This is a genomic window from Variovorax soli, from assembly GCF_031454625.1.
In the GTDB taxonomy this organism is placed as follows: domain Bacteria; phylum Pseudomonadota; class Gammaproteobacteria; order Burkholderiales; family Burkholderiaceae_C; genus Variovorax; species Variovorax soli_A.
Genome location: NZ_JAVDRF010000004.1, coordinates 18776 through 36033, shown reverse-complemented (window position 1 = coordinate 36033; position 17258 = coordinate 18776). Strand labels below are relative to the sequence as shown.

At 68.1% G+C, this 17258-nt stretch carries 14 protein-coding genes; 10 read left to right on the top strand and 4 right to left on the bottom strand.

The genetic code is table 11. From position 1 onward, the window contains the following. The first annotated feature begins 59 nt into the window (after positions 1–59). The 4 genes from J2739_RS10275 to J2739_RS10260 are packed head-to-tail and all read left to right on the top strand — an operon-like array spanning position 60 to position 6181. A complete protein-coding gene (locus J2739_RS10275) occupies positions 60–1943 on the top strand; it encodes a TolC family protein (protein WP_309901180.1) in 1884 nt (627 codons plus the stop codon). Continuing rightward, positions 1940–2719, top strand: coding sequence for an efflux RND transporter periplasmic adaptor subunit (locus J2739_RS10270; protein ID WP_309901178.1), 780 nt, complete (start codon positions 1940–1942; stop codon positions 2717–2719). The genes J2739_RS10275 and J2739_RS10270 overlap by 4 nt, the downstream gene beginning before the upstream one ends. 25 nt (positions 2720–2744) lie before the next feature. Next, entirely contained in the window at positions 2745–4097 is a 1353-nt protein-coding gene (locus J2739_RS10265) for an efflux RND transporter periplasmic adaptor subunit (protein WP_309901177.1), read from the top strand. Beyond that, positions 4091–6181: a site-2 protease family protein gene (locus J2739_RS10260; protein ID WP_309901175.1), complete on the top strand. Its 2091-nt coding sequence runs from the start codon at positions 4091–4093 to the stop codon at positions 6179–6181. The genes J2739_RS10265 and J2739_RS10260 overlap by 7 nt, the downstream gene beginning before the upstream one ends. Positions 6182–6214: 33 nt before the next feature. Here the strand turns inward: J2739_RS10260 and J2739_RS10255 are convergent, their stop codons facing one another. Both J2739_RS10255 and J2739_RS10250 read right to left on the bottom strand, forming a co-directional pair. Next, on the bottom strand, positions 6215–6553 hold the full coding sequence (locus J2739_RS10255; RefSeq protein WP_309901173.1) for a hypothetical protein: 339 nt from the start codon (positions 6551–6553) through the stop codon (positions 6215–6217). Between the two features lie 21 nt (positions 6554–6574). Further along, complete coding sequence (locus J2739_RS10250) at positions 6575–6895, bottom strand: hypothetical protein (RefSeq protein ID WP_309901171.1); 321 nt, start codon at positions 6893–6895, stop codon at positions 6575–6577. A gap of 274 nt (positions 6896–7169) precedes the next feature. On the opposite strand from J2739_RS10250, the gene J2739_RS10245 reads away from it, so the two are divergent. The 5 genes from J2739_RS10245 (at position 7170) to J2739_RS10225 (ending at position 14572) form a co-directional block, all read left to right on the top strand. Further along, the gene (locus J2739_RS10245) at positions 7170–7886 is read left to right on the top strand and encodes a response regulator transcription factor (RefSeq protein WP_309901169.1); all 717 of its coding nucleotides are present in this window, start codon (positions 7170–7172) and stop codon (positions 7884–7886) included. Next, positions 7876–9600 (top strand): FecR domain-containing protein, encoded by a 1725-nt coding sequence (locus tag J2739_RS10240; protein WP_309901167.1) that lies wholly within the window; start codon positions 7876–7878, stop codon positions 9598–9600. The genes J2739_RS10245 and J2739_RS10240 overlap by 11 nt, the downstream gene beginning before the upstream one ends. Before the next feature lie 25 nt (positions 9601–9625). After that, a complete protein-coding gene (locus tag J2739_RS10235; protein WP_309901165.1) occupies positions 9626–11947 on the top strand; it encodes a CHASE2 domain-containing protein in 2322 nt (773 codons plus the stop codon). Between the two features lie 312 nt (positions 11948–12259). Continuing rightward, positions 12260–13066 carry an alpha/beta fold hydrolase gene (locus tag J2739_RS10230; protein ID WP_309901163.1) on the top strand — a complete coding sequence of 269 codons (807 nt, stop codon included), beginning with the start codon at positions 12260–12262 and terminating at the stop codon, positions 13064–13066. Beyond that, positions 13067–14572, top strand: a complete 1506-nt coding sequence (locus J2739_RS10225; RefSeq protein WP_309901161.1) for a sensor histidine kinase — start codon at positions 13067–13069, stop codon at positions 14570–14572. A 162-nt stretch (positions 14573–14734) separates the two neighbouring features. Here the strand turns inward: J2739_RS10225 and J2739_RS10220 are convergent, their stop codons facing one another. Continuing rightward, a complete protein-coding gene (locus tag J2739_RS10220; protein WP_309901159.1) occupies positions 14735–15346 on the bottom strand; it encodes a TetR/AcrR family transcriptional regulator in 612 nt (203 codons plus the stop codon). A gap of 61 nt (positions 15347–15407) precedes the next feature. On the opposite strand from J2739_RS10220, the gene J2739_RS10215 reads away from it, so the two are divergent. Beyond that, positions 15408–15854 (top strand): cupin domain-containing protein, encoded by a 447-nt coding sequence (locus tag J2739_RS10215; RefSeq protein ID WP_309901157.1) that lies wholly within the window; start codon positions 15408–15410, stop codon positions 15852–15854. Positions 15855–16242: 388 nt separating this feature from the next. Here J2739_RS10215 and J2739_RS10210 read toward each other — a convergent pair whose 3' ends face one another. Continuing rightward, positions 16243–17169, bottom strand: a complete 927-nt coding sequence (locus tag J2739_RS10210) for a LysR family transcriptional regulator (protein ID WP_309901155.1) — start codon at positions 17167–17169, stop codon at positions 16243–16245. Positions 17170–17258 lie beyond the last annotated feature (89 nt).

Sequence of the window (17258 nt, the reverse complement as noted above, 5' to 3'; positions counted from 1 at the left end):
GCCCACGGCCATCGCGCGCTATCGGATCCATCCTCGAAACACAACATGAGAGAGTCAACGTGAAGAAATCGAAACTCCCCGGCACGCCCATCCTGGCCGCCACGGCCGTCGCCGTGCTGCTGGCCGGCTGCAGCGTCAGTCCGGTCCAGGTGACGCCGGATGAAGTCGCCCAGCGCGTCGCGGGTGACCAGGCGCAGATGTACAAGGACCAGGCGCCCGTCGCCGCGCCCATCGGCTATTCCGAGGCGCTGGCGCGGGCGCTCAAGTACAACCTGGACTACCGGCTCAAGCTGATGGAGAGCGCGCTCGCACGCGGCCTGCTCGACGTCTCGGCCGCCGACATGCTCCCCAAGCTGGTCGCCGATGCAGGCTACAACGACCGCAGCAACGATTCCGGCGGCACCAGCATCGGCATCGAGGACCGCATCGTCAGCCTGCGGCCCTCGACCTCGGAGGAACGCACGCGCTATTACGGCCGCGCCACGCTGTCGTGGAATGCGCTCGACTTCGGCCTGGCCTACTTTCGCGCCAAGCAGGCGGCGGACGAGGTCAACATCGCCGAGGAGCGCCGCCGCAAGATCCTGCAGAACATCGTGCAGGACGTGCGCAACGCGTACTGGCGCGCGCTCGGCGCGCAGCGCCTGCTCGCCGACGCGGACCAGCTCGCCACCCGCATCGAGGACGCACTGGCCAAATCGCGCGAGGCCGAGCGCGCCGGCGTCCTGCCGCCGACCCAGGGCCTGGCCTACCAGCGCGCGCTGCTGGATGCGATGACGCTGGTCAACCTCAAGCGCCAGGAAATGCAGTTTGCCAAGCGCGAGCTCGCGGCGCTCATGAACCTGCCGCCGGGCACCGAGTTCACGCTGGTGGACAGCGCGGGCGACAGGCCCGTGCCGGCCACGCTCGACATCGACAAGCTCGAGCGCGCGGCGCTCGAGAGCCGGCCCGAGCTGCGTGAGGAGGACTACAAGGCACGCGTCGGCGTCAACGAGACCCGCAAGCAGATCGCGGCGCTGTTCCCGAGCCTCAACCTTTACGCCGGCCCGCGCTACGACTCCAACGATCTGCTCTACAACAACAGTTGGAGCGACGTCGGCGTGAGCGTGTCGATAGACCTGTTCCGCCTTGCAGCCATTCCCGCGATCAAGCGCACCAACGAAGCGCGCCTGCGCAACGACGAGGCGCGGCGCCTGGCGCTGTCGATGGCCGTCATCACGCAGGTGCGCGTGTCCGTCGAGCGCTACAAGCTGGCACTGGTCGACCAGGAGCTCGCAGCCGAGTCGAGCCGCGTGGACCAGCGGCTCGCGAGCGTCTCGCGCGCGGGCAGCAGCAACCGGCTGGAAAGCGAGCTCGAAGCCCTGCGCACCGATTCGCGCGCGCTGGTCTCGCGCTTCCAGCTTGCCACGGCCTACGCGGCGACGCAGGCGTCCTATGCCCGCGTGCTCAATTCGGTGGGCATCGACCTGCTGCCCGATGCCGTGACGGGCACCGACCTCCCGACCTTGGCCAAAGCCATCGACCAGAGCTTGATGGAAGGCGAGAAGGGGGCATTCGTGCAGACCGCCGCGGTGCAGACGCCCAGCCGCCCGGTCGCCGTGCGTGTGCAGAACCTGCCGCAAGGCGTGAGCGAAGCCGCGGTGCGCGGCGCAGTGGAGCGCATCGTCACGCGCAACGACCTGGCGATCGCGCAGGGCGGCGAGGCCCTGGTGCTGACGCTCGCCTTCGAGCGCATGGATTCGCGTGCCACGACGCGTGCGCAATGGCGTGTCACGCTGTCCGAGCCGGGCGGGCGGCAGCTGCTGTCGCAGAGCTATGCGAGCTTCCTGCCGAATGCGCCGACCGAGCGCGCGCTCGGCGCCTTCGCCGAGGCGGCGACGCTGTCGGTGATCTCCGACGTGCGACGCCTGTCGCGCAGCGGCGCCTCGGTGGCGCAGCAGCCGTGAAGCGGGCTGCCAAGGCCGTCGGGCTGCTCGTTCTTTCCTTGTCCGGGCTCGGCCTGCAGCAGGCCGCTGCCGAACCGGTGCCGGGCCGCGCGCCCATGCAGGGCGCCCCCAGCGCCGCGCCGGTGCGCTTTCTCGTGGTGGCAGCGCAGGAGAGCATTCTCTCGGCGTCGGTCGCAGGACGCTTCGCCAAGGTGTCGGCGAACCTGGGTGACCCGGTGCGCGCCGGCCAGGTGCTGGCCGCCTTCGACTGCGCCGAGGTCCAGGCGCGGCGCGATGCGGCACGTGCCGAGGCAGAGTCGGCGCGCGTGCAGTACGAGGCCAAGATGAAGCTGCAGGGCCTGCAGTCGGCTGCCGAGGTCGAGGTCGAGCTCGCGGCGGCCAACGTCAACAAGGCACAAAGCCAGATCCGCATCTTCGACGCGCAGCTGGCCCAGTGCGCCTTCGTGGCGCCCTTCGCCGGCAAGGTGGCGCGCGTGCACGTCAAGGTCGGGCAGGGCGTGAATCCCGGCGCGCCGGTGATCGAGCTCGTCGGCAGCGGCCCGCTCAAGGCGCGCATGAACGTGCCTTCGCAGTGGTTGGCCTGGCTCAAGCCGGGCGAGCGCCTCCAAGGCACGGTCGACGAGACCGGCAGCGCCTGCGAGCTCAAGGTCACGCGCGTGGCCGGCCGTGTCGATGCGGTGAGCCAGACGGTCGAGATCGAGACCGAGCTGGCCAGCGCCGCCGGCCAGGTGCTGCCCGGCATGAGCGGCCAGGTTCGCGTGCCGGCCGGGCGTTGAGCCGGCTTCCGGGCGGAAAGACACCATGACCCATCTGGCCTTCTATGCGCTGGCCGCGAAAGTGCGCGCGGCCGGCCGCGCCGCCGATCTCGCTTTCGTCATCTGCAACGAGACCCACGCGCTCGCCAGCTACCGGCAGGCGGCGCTGGTCGGCTACTTCGGCGTCCGGCGCACCCGGCTCGTCGGCCATTCGGGACTGGCGGACATCGAGGCGGACTCACCCTATGCCCTGTGGCTGGCCGAGCTGGCCGATCATCTGCGGCCGCAGCTCGATGCGCTTCCCGCGGCTGCGCCCGTGCTGGCGCTGTCCCCGGCCATGCTGCCGGCCGCGCTGGCGGCCTCCTGGGCCGACTGGCTGCCCGACCATGTCTGGGTGCTGCCGCTCGCAGACCCCGATGGCCGCGCGCACGCCGTGCTGTTTCTGGCGCGCGAGGACCCATGGCCGGCCGAGTTCGATGCCGAGTCGCCCGAGTACCTGCTGCTGCAGGCGACCGCGACCTATGGTCACGCCTGGTGGGCCCTGACCGGCCGCCGCCGCTCCATCGGCGCGCTCTGGCAAGGCCTCTGGGCCCGCAAGGCGCTGCGCTGGTCGCTCGTGCTGCTGCCCTTGCTGCTGCTGGTGCCGGTGCGCGAATACGCGCTGGTTCAGGCCGAGGTGGTCTCCCTGCGCAGCCAGGTGATCGCGTCGCCGCGTGACGGTGTCATCAAGCGCATCGTGGTTCCGCCCAACACGCCGGTCGAGGCCCAGCAGACCATTGCCGAGCTCGACGACACCACGCTCTTCAACCGCCTCGCGGTCGCACAGGCGGCGCTGGCCAGTGCCCGGCTCGAGCTGCACCAGGCTTCGCAGCGCGCGATCGAATCGCAGGGCGCCAAGGCCGAGCTCAACCTGGCCGAGGGCAAGCTTCGCGAGCGCGAGGTCGAGGTGGCGGGCCTGCAGCGCGAAGTGGCGCAGCTTTCGATCAAGGCGCCAGCCAAGGGCGTGTTCGTCTATTCCGATCCCGACGACTGGGCCGGCCGACCGGTACAGACCGGCGAGCGCGTCGGCCTGCTCGCCGATCCGTCCTCGCTGGGCGTGCAGGCGTGGGCGCCGGTCAGCGAGGCGGTCAACCTTGCGTCCGGTGCCCCGATGACGCTGTTTTTGCGCGTGGCGCCGCTCGATCCCGTCTCCGCGCGGCTCGACTACGCCGGCTACCAGGCGGTCGAGGCGCCCAACGGCATCGCAAGCTACCTGCTGCGCGGGCACCTCGACGAGGCGGCACCGATCGCCCGCATCGGGCTGCGCGGCACCGCACGCGTGTCGGGCGACTGGACCGTGCTGGGCTATCTCATGTTCCGGCGCCCCTTCGCCGCGGTGCGGGAGTGGTGCGGATGCTGAGCCCCGCCGCCGGCACCGCCTCCTGGCCCGCGCTGCGCGAGGAACTGCAGATCCACGCGGCGGGGGCGAACCGCGACGGTTCGCCGGCCTGGCATATCTGCGACCCGGTGCGCAACCTGTTCTTCCGCATCGGCTGGCTCGAATTCGAGATCCTGCAGCGCTGGCGGTTGGCCGATCCGCAGCGCATCGCACGGGAGGTCGCCGACGCCACGACGCTGGCGCCCGCGCCCGACGACGTGGACGATTTGCAGGCCTTCCTGGCCCGCCACCAGCTGCTGCGCGCGGTGCGCCAGAAGGCGCCGATGCCGGCCTGGCGCTGGCTGCTCAACAACTACCTGTTCGTGCGCATCCCGCTGGTGCGACCGGCGCACTGGCTGGAGCGGCTCCTGCCCTGGGTGCGCTGGCTGTTCACGCGCTGGTTCGCGGGCCTGAGCGCGCTCGCCGCATTCACCGGCCTCGTGCTGGCAGCGCGCCAGTGGGACACGGTCGAAGCCAACTTGCGCGGCGCGCTGAGCTGGGACGGCGTGCTGGGCTTCGCCGGCGCGCTGATCGTCTCCAAGCTGCTGCATGAGCTGGGGCATGCGCTGGTCTCCACGCGCCACGGCGTGCGCGTCGGCCACATGGGCGTCGCGCTGCTCGTCATGTGGCCCATGGCCTACACCGACACCGGCGAGAGCTGGAAGCTCGCGCGCTCGCGCCATCGCTTCGCAATCGCCTCGGCCGGCATCGCGTCCGAGCTGGTGCTGGCGGCCTGGTCGACCCTGCTGTGGGCCTTCCTGCCCGACAGCGACCTGCGCAACGCGCTCTTCTTTCTCGCGACCACGGCCTGGGTGCTGACCCTGCTGGTGAATGCCAGCCCCTTCATGCGCTTCGACGGCTACTACATGCTGGCCGACGCGATCGACTTCCCGGGCCTGCACGAACGCGCCGGCCAGCAGGCGCGCCGCTTCCTGCGGCGGTGGCTGCTGGGCCTGGACGACCCGTTGCCAGAGACGCTCTCGGTCGGCTTCCGGCGCTTCCTGATCGCCTTCGCCTTCGCCACCTGGATTTATCGGCTGGTCCTGTTCGTCGGCATCGCGGTGGTGGTCTATCACGCCTTCTTCAAGGCCCTTGGCGTGTTCATGTTCTTCGTCGAGATTGGCGTCTTCGTCGGCCGGCCCGTGGTCGCGGAACTGCGTGTGTGGATGCGGCGCCGCGCAGAGATCCCGCGCCGGCGCAAGGCCGGCTGGCTGCTGGCGCTCGCAGCGGCGGCGCTCGTGCTCTGGCTGCCGTGGCACGCCGGCATCACGGCGCCGGGGGTGATCAAGGCCGGCGCGGAGCAGCCTGTGTATTCGCCCTTCGCGGCGCGGGTGACGGCGCTCGATCTCGCCGACGGACTCAACATCGAGTCCGGCCGCGAACTGATGATCCTCGATGCGCCGAACCAGGCCGAGGAGCGCGACAAGGCGCGCGCCCTGGCCCATGCCTACACGCGCGCCGCGCGCGGTGCGCTGGGACTGGATGAAGGCCCCGCCGCGCAGCTGGCGGTGGCCGAACAGCAGGCAAGCCGATGGGACGCCGAGCGCCGCGCGCGGGAGGCCGAGCTGCTGCGGCTGAAGCTGGTCGCTTCGATGCCCGGCGAGGTGCGCGATGTCGATCCGCTGGTCGGCCCGGGCACCTGGGTCGCGCCGTCGCAACTCATCGCCATGGTGGTGGACGGGCGGCGCTGGCGCGTCGAGGTACTGGTGCCGGAGCGCGACCGCCAGCGCCTGTCGCTGGGCAGTACGGCCACCGTCATCGTGAAAGGGCGCACGCGCAAGCTGCAAGGGCAGGTGCGCGCAATCGACAACAGCCCGGTCAAGCGACTGCCGCACATGCTGCTTGCGCGGGACCACGGCGGCCCGATCGCGCTCAACCCGACCCGGCCCAAGGCCGAATTGCGGCCGGCGGAGGCGTGGTTTCGCGTGCTGGTGGAGGGCGAGTCGGAGACCTCGCTGGCCGCGGTGGGCGAGGTGAAAGTGCACTTCGAGGGCACGCGCGAGAGCCTCGCGCGCAACTGGATCGACAATGCGCTCTCGGTCGTGATCCAGCAGTCGGGCTTCTGAGTGACGACCCGATGCGCGCAGCCCGATCGGCGCTCAAGCCCTGGAGGAGTCGCGCGGCTCGCGCAGGCAGGGCCACGATTTCCTGAAGCGCTGGACCATCCGGGTCTTGCATGCGCTCTCGCGCTCGGTCTCGAGCGCGGCGATGATGATCCACTGGGCCGGGTCCAGCTGCAGGTCTTCGGCCAGCGCACCGGCGATCACCGGCGAGAGCCGGCCGCGGCTGCGCGCCGTGCGCAAGGCTTCGTCCGACAGTCCCAGGCGCAACGCCCAGACGCGCAGGTTGTTTTTTTCAAGCGCCATGCTCAGGAGATCCATCGTCGTGGCCGGCCGGCAGGGCGCGGCCTTTTCCTGGGGATTGAAGATGCTGGTCATAGGGCGGTGAGCGGGTGGTGCCTACAGGCACTGCGTGTGCGGACGCGCCAGCGTTCTGCCTGGAGAGCGACTCGCGAAGCGCTCCAGCAGGATGCGTCCGAGCCGGGTGATCTCGTCGACGGTCGCGGGCGATTGCGCCTGGGCGCGCTGGAGTCCGCCCGGCGGCCGCCCTGCGTCGGGGATGGCGGCCTTGATGGAGCCGCTCAGCTTCAGGATTCTCAATGTCTCGATTTCACTGTGGTCGACGATACGGATGGGCAGCCTGGTATTTGCCAGGCGCTGCAGCAGGTCGATGGGGCGAGGAAACTCGTGCATACGTTGAAGGATCTCGGGATCGCGCATCCGGACCGGGTGCGTCTATGGAGCGCGAATGTAGTGACGCTGCCTGCGCTCCACAATCGAATTGACAAAGCATGAGAATTCATGCGCACGAGATGCGCGGGCCGTGCAGTCCAAGCGGCAGGCCGGGCGGCAGTTTCCTCCTACAACGAAGGACCCCGAATTGACATTGCTTGACAATCCCCGGCCGCGTTCGCGCGAGGTGCCCCGGTACACTTTGTTGCCGATCGGCGCCCGGCAGTCTTCGCTGGGCACTCACTAAAGGGGTATCAGAAAAATGCGAGTTGCCGCACTGGACGACGACGTCGATCAGCTCGACCTCGTCAGGTGCACGCTGCAGGCCATCGGGCATGACTGCCATGTCTTCTCCGGGGGCGCTGCACTGCGGCGGGAGCTGCAGCGCGAGACCTTCGATCTGCTGGTGCTGGACTGGCACTTGCCCGACATCACGGGGCCGGAGATCGTGCGCTGGATCCGCTCGAACCTGCAGGCCCGCATCCCCATTCTCTTCGTGACCAACCGTCACGAAGAGCGCGACGTCATCGAGGGCCTGGCCGCGGGCGCCGACGACTTCATGGTCAAGCCCGTGCGCGTCGGCGAGCTGGCGGCGCGCGTGCGCGCGCTGCTGCGGCGGGCCTACGCGGACCCGCAGCCCGACGAGCAGAGCTGGGGACGCTACCGGTTCGTGCTGGCGAGCCGGCAACTGGAAATCGAGGGCAAGCCGGTGGCGCTGACGCAAAAGGAGTTCGACCTCGCCTTGTTCCTGTTCCGCAATGCGGGGCGGCTCATCTCGCGCAAGCATCTGCTGGAGACGATCTGGGGCGTGAGCAATCCGCCGGGGACCGGGCTGATGTCGCGTTCGCTCGACACGCACATCTCCCGCGTGCGCACGATCCTCGGGCTGCGCCCCGCGAGCGGCTATCGCCTGGCCTCGATCTACGGGCAAGGCTATCGATTCGAAATGCTCGGCACCGATGACAGCCATGCCGGCTGAACTCGCGGCGCGGGCCGCACGCCGCGGGGCAGGGCGCATCGGGCGGTGCATGGCGGGCGTGCTGCTGGCGCTGCAGGCCGCGCTGGCCTTCTCGCAGCCCCGGCCCACCGCGCTGCCGGACCTGGTGCATGCGGTGCGGGCGGGCGAAACCCTGTTCGGCCTGGCCGAGCGCTACACAGGGCGTTCCGATCGCTGGCCCCTGCTTCAGCGGCACAACGGCATCGCGGATCCACATCGTCTCGATCCGGGCACTCGTGTGCGCATTCCCGCCGTGCTGCTGTCCGCTGCCCCGAGCTTTGCGACCGTGGCCTACGTGACGGGCGAGGCGCGCCAGTTCGCTGCGCAGGACCGGCTGCCCCAGCCGCTGCAGGCGGGCGCACGATTGGCGGAGGGCACGCGCATCGAGGTCGGTGCCGACGGCTATGTCCGGCTTCAGATGAACGACGGCTCTCTGGTACGCATCCCTGCGAATTCGCAGGTGCGGCTGGTCGGCGTGCGGCAGCAGGAGGCCTTGCAGGCCAGCGAGATCCTGATCCAGCTGGAAGCAGGCCGCGTGGATGCCTCCGCGCAGCCGCAGCGCAGCCCCTCCAGCCGCTTCGAGATCCGTACGCCCCTGGCGGTGGCCAGCGTGCGCGGCACCGAGTTCGGCCTGGCTCTGCAGCCCGACGCCGCCGTCACCGGCGAGGTCACTCACGGCGCCGTGGACCTGAAAGGCCTGAGGCCCGATGCGGGCCGACGCCCCGCCCGGCAGCAGCAACAGCTGCGTGAGGGAGAGGGCGCGCGCGTGAGCAGCGACGGCGCGATGGGGCCCGTGCGCAAGCTGCCGGGTCCCCCGCGGCTGGCAGGTCTGCCCGCGACCGTGACCGAGGTCGATTTCGTTCGCCTGCCGCTGCCTGTCGATGCAGGCGTTGCGGCCTATCGGGTCCGCATCGCCAGAGACGAGGCGATGGAGCAGGTGGTGCGTAACGGCGTGTTCACGGGCGCCGAGCTGCAGTTCGCCGGCCTCGAGGACGGCAACTACTGGGTCGGTGCACGCGCGGTGGACGCGGAAGGTCTCTCGGGCCTGGAGAGCAGGCGTGCGCTTCGCGTCAAGGCACGGCCGGTGGCGCCGCTTTCGCAGCGACCGGCGCCCGGAGAGAAGATCGCGGGCAGCGCGGTCGAGTTCAGCTGCACGCAACCCGCCGGCGTTCGCCGCTTCAGGCTGCAGGTCGCAAGCGACGAGGCCTTCGAGGCCGTGCGGGTCGACGATGAGGCACTCTCCGAGTGCCGGCACTCGGCCGCCTTGCCTCCGGGCCGCTATTTCTGGCGCGTGGCGTCCGTGGGCCTGGCGCCGGACGGAAGCTCCGATCAGGGGCCCTTCAGCGCGAGCCAGCGCTTCGAGGTGGCGGAGCCGCCGCCGGTGCCCAAGGTGGGCGGCGAAGACGGCGCGCTGCAGGTCTACTGGACCGCGGTGCCCGGCTTCCGGTACCACGTGGAGGTCGCGCGCGACCGCGACTTCGCAGAGCGCGTGCACGACGCGACGGGAACCGAAGGCCTCCTGCATCTGAAGGACCTGCCCCCCGGCACCTACTACGTGCGAATGCAGGCGATCGCGCCCGGAGGCGAGAGCGGCGCCTTCTCTCCCGCCCAGGCCGTGCGGATCGAGGCCGTGCTGCACGACGCCGGCGGCGGCACCGTGCGCGATGGCGGCGGCCGGCCCATCGGCCGGCAGTAGCTGCGCCCAAGACTTGCTGCGAACCATGCTGGTCCGTCGCCTCTTCGCCGCAGGTCTTCGCCTGCCCTGGCGCCGGTTCGAATGGCTGGCGCTGGCGGTCGTCATCGCGGGCATGGTGCTCGCCCTGGACGGCTCCGGCACGCTGCAGGGACCGAACCGATCGCTGCAGGACGCGCTGATGTTCCTGCAGGCGCGACCGGTCGATCACAGCGAGGTGGTCATCGTGGCCATCGACGACAAGAGCGTCGCGGCCCTGGGACGATGGCCGTGGCGGCGATCCTTTCATGCCAACCTGATCGACCGCATCAGCAAGGACGCGCCGGCCGCCATCGGCATGGACCTGCTCTTCATCGAGCCGGAACAGCACTTCCCCCCCGATGATGCCGCGCTGGCCGCCGCCGTGTCGCGCAGTGGCAAGGTGGTGCTCCCGCTGATGATGCAAAGCCACAACGCGGAGCCTTTCATCGTCGAGCCGCTGCCCGCGCTGCGGCGTGGTGCCGCGGCGCTGGGGCATGTGCATCTCGCCGTCGACGACGATGGCGTGGCCCGCAGCGTGTACCTGCAGGAGGGCCTCGCCGGCCGGCAGTGGGATCACTTCAGCCTCGCCATGCGCAGGATCGGCGAAGCAGGGTCGGGTTCGCCCCAGGCCGAGGCCGATGCGGCGGGCACTGGTGCAGACGGCGTTCCCGCCTGGCAACGCTCACGCAGGATGATCGTGCCCTTCGCGGGTCCGCCGGGGCACTTTCGGCAGCTGTCCTACGTGGACGTGCTGGATGGCGCTTTGGCCCCAGACACCTTCAAAGGCAAGTACGTGCTGATCGGCGCCACAGCGGCCGGCCTGGGCGACCTGTACACCACGCCGCTCTCGGGCCGCTCGAAGCTGATGTCCGGCGTCGAGTTCTCGGCCAACGTGCTCGACAGTTTGCTGGTCCAGCGCAGCATGGCCCCGCTGCCCGGTGGGCTCAATGCGGCGCTCAACGTTCTTCCCGTGCTGCTGGCGCTGGCGGGCATGGCCTTGGTCGGCCCCTTGCCGGCGCTGCTGTTGACGGTGGCGATGATGGCGCTGCCCCTGGCCGCGACGGCGGCTGCTGCATCCTTCGGCGTTCAATGCTCGCCGGTGGCGGGCATGCTCGGCGTAGGCGCGGGCTACGCGTTGTGGAGTTGGCGAAAACTCGACGTGGCCTCGCGCTACCTCGTGGACGAGCTCGGCCGGCTGCGTCGCAGCGAGCGTATGGGAGCCCTGTCCGGCAACGCGCCCGCTTCGGGCGATTTCCTGGGCCGCCGCATCGACGCGCTGCGACAGGTGGCCGAGCAATTGAGCAACCTGCAGCGCTTCGTCAGCGACAGCCTGGAAGGCCTGCCCGACGCGACCCTCGTCTGCGACCGGGAAGGGATCGTGCTCCTGGCCAACGCTGCAGCGGCCCGTCATTTCGGTGCCGACTCCGGCGCCCTGCTGCAGGGCGCCCCGGCGCCCGTCCTGATGGCGGACGTGCTGTCGCAAGCGGACCACCAGCCGGTCATCAGCGCCACCAGCCTGGCTGCGCGGGCGACGGTCTCTGCGGCCGCGCGCGACGGGTCCGAGCGCGACCTGCTCGTCAAGCAAGCGCCCTCATTCAGCGGCAGCGGCGAGCACCTCGGGTGGATCGTCTCGCTGGTGGACGTGACCGAGATCCGCCAGGCCCAGCGCCAACGGGACCACGCGATGCGTTTCCTGAGCCACGACATGCGCGCACCGCTGGCTTCCATCCTCACGTTGCTGAGCTTGCAGCGGCAGAGCCCATCGGCGATGACGCAGCCGCAGTTTCACGACCGCATCGAGCGCCACGCGCGCAAGGCGCTGGGCCTTGCCGACGATTTCACGCAGCTGGTGAGGGCGCAGTCGAGCAGCTATCGGGTCGAACGCTACAACCTGGTCGACGTGCTGCTCGAGTGCGTCGACGATGCGTGGGAAGCGACCCGCCGGCATGGCGTGCGCATCACCATGGCGCCTTCGCCGGAGGAGGCGCACAGCGTGATCGACCGGGAACTCGTCGCTCGCGCCATCGGCAATCTGCTGGGCAACGCGCTCAAGTTCTCGCCGGCGGGATCGTCGATCACCTGCGCCGTCGAGCCGCTCCCGCTCGAGTGGGCGGTGCTGGTGCAGGACCAGGGGGAGGGCATCGGCGAGGAACTCCAGGCCCGATTGTTCGAACCTTTTTCAAGGGGAACGACGGGCGACAACGTCGAGGGAGCGGGCCTCGGACTGGCCTTCGTCAAGACCGTGGCCCAGCGGCATGGCGGCAAGGTGCTGCTGGACAGCGCGCCGGCGCGCGGCAGTGCCTTCCGTCTTGTCCTGCCCCGGGCTTGAGCGAGAAGCATTGGTCCTTCATCGCGCAGCGCAGGCACGCTGTGGTCCAGTAAACGCCAGCCTTGGCTCGCGGATCGACGCAACGTCATCCGCTTCGAGTTCGCCGGTCGTCCGCGCGCAAGCGAACTCATCGAGCAGAGCTTCGGCTGGGCCATGTTCGTCGGCACAGTCCAGGCCGGTGATGGCGTGGGGTGCTTCTCGGCGAATTTCGACAGGCTGCTGGAGAGGCCGGGCTGCACGTATGGGGAATAATGGACCTTTGCCGCTAGCCGCTCCACTGGGCGAACCGGTACCTTCGGCAAAGGACAGGGCATGTCGGTCAAAAAGCGGAACAACGTCAAGGTTCTTGGCGATGGGCCCGCCACGATGGTCTTCTCGCACGGCTTTGGCTGCGACCAGAACATGTGGCGATTCCTCGCGCCGCAGTATTCCTCGCGCTTCCACACAGTCGTCTTCGACTTGGTCGGCGCCGGGCAGTCGGAGATCGCGGCCTACGACCCCGTCAAGTACGACCATCTGTCCGGCTACGCCGACGACCTGCTGGAGCTGATCGACGAGTTCGCCACCGGGCCGGTCATCTTCGTCGGACACTCCGTGAGCGCCATGATCGGCCTGCTGGCCGGCATTCGCGCTCCGGAGCGTTTTGCCGGCCACGTGATGATGGGGCCATCGCCGTGCTACATCAACGATGCAGATTACGTCGGCGGCTTCACCCGGGAAGACATCGACTCGCTCCTGGACACGCTGGAATCGAATTACTTGGGTTGGGCCAGCAGCATGGCGCCGGCCATCATGGGTGCGCCCGATCAGCCGGAGCTGGGTGTCGAGCTCACGAATAGCTTCTGCCGCACCGACCCCGACATCGCCAGGCAGTTCGCTCGCGTCACCTTCCTGTCGGACAACAGGGCCGATCTGCCCAAGCTCACCGCGCCCACTCTCATCGTCCAGTCCAGCGACGACCTCATCGCACCCATCGCCGTTGGCGAGTACATGCAGCGCCATCTGCCGAACTCCATGCTGCGGATCGTGGAGAACGTGGGCCACTGCCCACACCTGAGCGCACCCTGCGCATGCGCAGAAGCGGTGGATGAATTCCTCGCGACACTCTCCATCCGATGAATGGCCCCTGAACTACCGAATGCCGATCAGCTCTTCGATGAGTTTCCGACGGGTCTGCTCGTAACGACCGTCACCGGCACCATCCTGAAGGTCAACAAGACCTTCTGCAACTGGCTCGGCATGGAGCGCGACGAGCTGGTCGGCAGGAAGCGGCTCCAGGAACTCTTCACGATGGGTGGGCGCATCTTCCATCAGACACATTGGCTGCCGACCATGGACATGCAGGGCTCCCTGTCCGAAGTGAAGCTCGATGTTTGCCACAAGGACGGGCACACCCTTCCGATGATGCTCAACGCGATTCGGCGCACCACGAAGTCCGGCAGCTACGACGAGGTCTCGATGGTGGTCGCAGAGGAGCGCAACAAGTACGAGCGGGAGCTCCTCGCCGCGCGCAAGCGCGCCGACGACCTGGTGACGATGGAACGCGAAGCCCAGGCCGCACTGAAGGTGACGCAGGCCCGGCTGAGGCAGGCCTTGAGGCTGGGCAATCTCTTCCTGTGGGACGTCGATGTGGCCACAGGCGCGCGTCGCTACGATAACGACGTGGCGCGGCTGCTCGGATTCGATGCGCCACGCCCCGTGAGCGACACGCTCTATGCCGCCGCGGTCGCGCCGGACGACCGGGAGAGCGAGCGTCACGCCTTGGAATGCGCGCTGGGGCGGACGGAGGACGTCTACAACTGCACCTACAGGCTCTTCGGCGTCGATGGCGTGCAACGGACCGTGGCCTCCACTGGACAGGGGTTCTTCAACGATGACGGTAGCCTGGCCTACTTCATCGGCGTGCTGAGCGATATCACCGAAGCCACCCATGAGCGCGCGCGTGCCCACGACAGGGCGCTTTTCGCGGAACAGATGGTGGGCATCGTTAGCCATGACTTGAGGAATCCGTTGTCCGCCATCCTTATGGGCGCGAAGCTGCTCGCACGTGGCGAGACCTCCCCCGACAGGCTTCGCGTGCTCGGCCATGTCAACAGCTCGGCGCAGCGTGCCCAGCGGCTGATTGAGGAACTGCTTGATTTCACGCTCCTGCGGGTAGGGCGGGGCCTCGCGGTTGCCCCCGCGAGCCTGGACCTGCATGCCTTGGTCGCCAAGATCGTGGGCGAACTCGCACTTGCGTTCCCCGACCGCGTCATCGTTCACCGCGCAGAAGGCGCAGGCAACTGCATTGCCGATGCGGACCGCTTGGCCCAGCTCCTCGGCAATCTGGTGGGCAACGCGATGACCTACGGCGAGCCTGGCGGCACCGTGACCGTGACCTCGACACTTGGGGAGGACTCGGCGAGTCTCTCCGTCCAAAACTGGGGCGAGCCCATCGAGCCCGAGATGCAGTCATCGCTTTTCGAACCCATGGTGCGAGGCAATTCTGCGGGAAACGCCGCACGCAGCGTGGGATTGGGCCTCTTCATCGTGCGCGCCATCGCTCGTGCGCATGGTGGAGACGTGAGAGTGAGCTCGTCCCGGTCCGCTGGCACGATGTTTACTTTCACCTTCCCGAGGAAATGACCCCCACGTACGCGTTCACGCGAGACCTCCACTCGGCTCAAAGGCTGTCTACTGCAATTGAAAGTGGCGTGCAGTGCATCAACGACTGGCGCCCGGCAACGCAATCGGTGCGCGCATGCCGCGGCGAAGGAGGGAAAGGACCCGAAGACACATCGTCTGGGTTCAGGTCAGAACAGCCTCACGCCGCAGACCGGGAGCATCGCCGTTGCCAATATCATCAAGCGCGAGCCGGATCGCCAGTTGTGCACTGTCGATCGTCTCCTTCAGCGTGAAGCCGAAGTGAAACCGGTAGTAGTGCCAGCTGCTACCCGAAAGATAGAAGCGGATGTTAGCCGCCGCGAGCTTGCGGTCTCGTGCCGTTCGGTGGGGGGCGTGCTCGTCGACGATGCGGCGCACGCCCGCCCAGCGCTCGTTCGCAATGCCCAGGCGCAGGCGATCGTACAGCTCGGTGTGCAATGCCGCCTTCACCAACTCCGCCTTCTCCTCGAACCTCGAGAACAGTGCACCCGGATAAGTGCGCAAGTCGTCGATGCTCCGCGGCGGTGCGGGAGCGTCAATCTCGCGCGTGACTTCCGCGGCGACGGCATCCAGGAACTGCTCTCGGGACGCGAAGTAGCGAAACAGCGTGCGCTCGGACATCCCTCCATGCCGCGCGACCGCACGCATCGTGAGCTCGGAAACACCGTACCGCTCGAGCAGTTCAATGGAAGAGCTGAGAATCAGCTTCTGCGTTGCGTCGGCGTGGCGATCAAGAAGCGATGGTGGTGTTGACATACATCATGCCTAGGTGTCATACTGCATGACATCCTAGCACACGTCTCAAAGGAGAGTGAACATGGACAAGCAAGCCATCGCCGTGCGTTGTGGCACAGCGGAAGCGCTTTCGGTACTCGGCACACAGGTGCGATTCCTGTGCGAGGCAGAGCGCACCGGCCACGCCTTCTCGCTGATGGAAGTCGTCTTGCCGCAGGACCAGGGACCGCCGCCGCACGACCATCCATGGGACGAAGCCTATTACGTCCTGGAGGGCGAGGTGCGATTTCTGCTCGGCGAGCAGGAAGAGGTCTTTCGCAAGGGCGATTTCATCTATGCACCCGGGGGCACGCTGCACGCGTTCAAGGGTGCGCTGCCCGAGCCGGCGCGTGTCCTCGTGCTGGATGCGCCGGCCACGGCTGAGGGATTTTTCAGGGAAGTCGATCGGGAGGTCAAATCACCGTCAGACCGTAGCAAGATCCCGGAGATCGGCCGTCGTCATCAGATGCGGTTTCATGCACCTGGCTGAAGAAGCTGGCGGGTCACATCGGCAATGAGGCGGAGGCAGGATCGGGGGCACCGGCCGGTGCCGCCTGGAAGGCAGTCTTGTGCATCCGTCGGGGCGCCAACTCTGGCCAGGAAGAGGAATGGGGAAGCCCATGTTCCGAGTTCGGCGCACTTGCTGACGCCGGTCGCCCCGTGATCATGACGCAGCGACCGTGACGCAGCCGATCGCCGCAGTTGGTCAAGGCAGTGACCAGGTTGCGCGCCGGTCGGGGTGCTCGCCAACGTTGCCGTGAAGCCAGTGGGAGTTGCGAAACGCATCTGCTCCGTTTCGTTCAGAGTCCGATGCCGCGTGCTGTGGCTCACAGAGCGAACGCAAGTGCGCCAACTCCAGGCAAGAGATCGGCAGAAACTCACTTGCCAACCCCCGCCAGTTCGCCTTTCGCCAGCGGCGAATCTTGAAAGGCCTCTACCAGGAAATCCACCATCACCCGCACCTTCGCACTGAGATGGCGGCGGCTTGCGTAGATGGCGAGGATGTCGATCGGGGGCATGCGGTAGCCAGGCATGACCTCGACCAGCCGACCGGCCTGTACGTCTTGGCCGATCACGAAACGCGGCTGCCAGATGACGCCGCTACCGGCGAGCGCCGCGGCACGGGCGGTATCGCCGTTGTTGGCCCTCAAGGCCCAGCGCACGCGCACGGATTCCAGCGTTCCGTCGGGGCCGGCGAACTGCCACTCATCGGACGTGGCGCCGTAGGTGTAGCCCAGGCACAGATGCCGCGCAAGATCCGCCGGGACCTTGGGCATTCCATGGAGGGCAAGGTAATCGGACGAGGCGCAGACCAGGTTCTGCGAGCAGCCCAGGCGGCGCGCGATATGGTTGCCCGACGTGGTTCGCGAGATCCGGATCGCAAGGTCGTAGCCTTCTTCGACGATGTCGACCACACGGTCAATGAGCGCGATGTCGAGTTCGACGTCGGGGTACTTCGCCATGAACTTCGGCCACAGTGGCGCCAGCACCAGGCTGCCGAAACTCAGCGGCGCGTTGATGCGCAGGCGCCCGCGCGGCTGCAGCGACGCGGTGGTCGCCAGCGCCTCCGTCTCCGCCACTTCCTCGAGGATCGACTTCGCCCGGTCGAACAGCGCCTCGCCGCCTTCCGTGAGCGACAAGCGGCGCGAGGTGCGGTTGATTAGCCGTGCGCGCAAGTGCGCTTCCAACTCGTTGACGTAGCGCGTCACGTTGGCCGGAGAGGTGTCCAGCGCGTCGGCCGCCTTGGTGAAACTGCCCCGCGCCACCACGGTGACGAACACCTCGTACGCACGCAGACGGTCCATCGGGACTGCTCCAATCATTCAGCAAAGCTGAATGAGTAAACCACTTTCGGGTTCTTTTTGAAAGCGAAGCTGAATCATAAATTCGCGTC

Bases quoted from the DNA above. Each gene is read 5' to 3' on its own strand.
- J2739_RS10265 (WP_309901177.1), top strand. From the start codon at position 2,745: ATGACCCATCTGGCCTTCTATGCGCTGGCCGCGAAAGTGCGCGCGGCC.
- J2739_RS10240 (WP_309901167.1), top strand. From the start codon at position 7,876: ATGCCGGCTGAACTCGCGGCGCGGGCCGCACGCCGCGGGGCAGGGCGC.
- J2739_RS10245 (WP_309901169.1), top strand. From the start codon at position 7,170: ATGCGAGTTGCCGCACTGGACGACGACGTCGATCAGCTCGACCTCGTC.
- J2739_RS10230 (WP_309901163.1), top strand. From the start codon at position 12,260: ATGTCGGTCAAAAAGCGGAACAACGTCAAGGTTCTTGGCGATGGGCCC.
- J2739_RS10255 (WP_309901173.1), bottom strand. From the start codon at position 6,553: ATGACCAGCATCTTCAATCCCCAGGAAAAGGCCGCGCCCTGCCGGCCG.
- J2739_RS10260 (WP_309901175.1), top strand. From the start codon at position 4,091: ATGCTGAGCCCCGCCGCCGGCACCGCCTCCTGGCCCGCGCTGCGCGAG.
- J2739_RS10210 (WP_309901155.1), bottom strand. From the start codon at position 17,169: ATGGACCGTCTGCGTGCGTACGAGGTGTTCGTCACCGTGGTGGCGCGG.
- J2739_RS10215 (WP_309901157.1), top strand. From the start codon at position 15,408: ATGGACAAGCAAGCCATCGCCGTGCGTTGTGGCACAGCGGAAGCGCTT.
- J2739_RS10250 (WP_309901171.1), bottom strand. From the start codon at position 6,895: ATGCGCGATCCCGAGATCCTTCAACGTATGCACGAGTTTCCTCGCCCC.
- J2739_RS10225 (WP_309901161.1), top strand. From the start codon at position 13,067: ATGGCCCCTGAACTACCGAATGCCGATCAGCTCTTCGATGAGTTTCCG.
- J2739_RS10235 (WP_309901165.1), top strand. From the start codon at position 9,626: ATGCTGGTCCGTCGCCTCTTCGCCGCAGGTCTTCGCCTGCCCTGGCGC.
- J2739_RS10220 (WP_309901159.1), bottom strand. From the start codon at position 15,346: ATGTCAACACCACCATCGCTTCTTGATCGCCACGCCGACGCAACGCAG.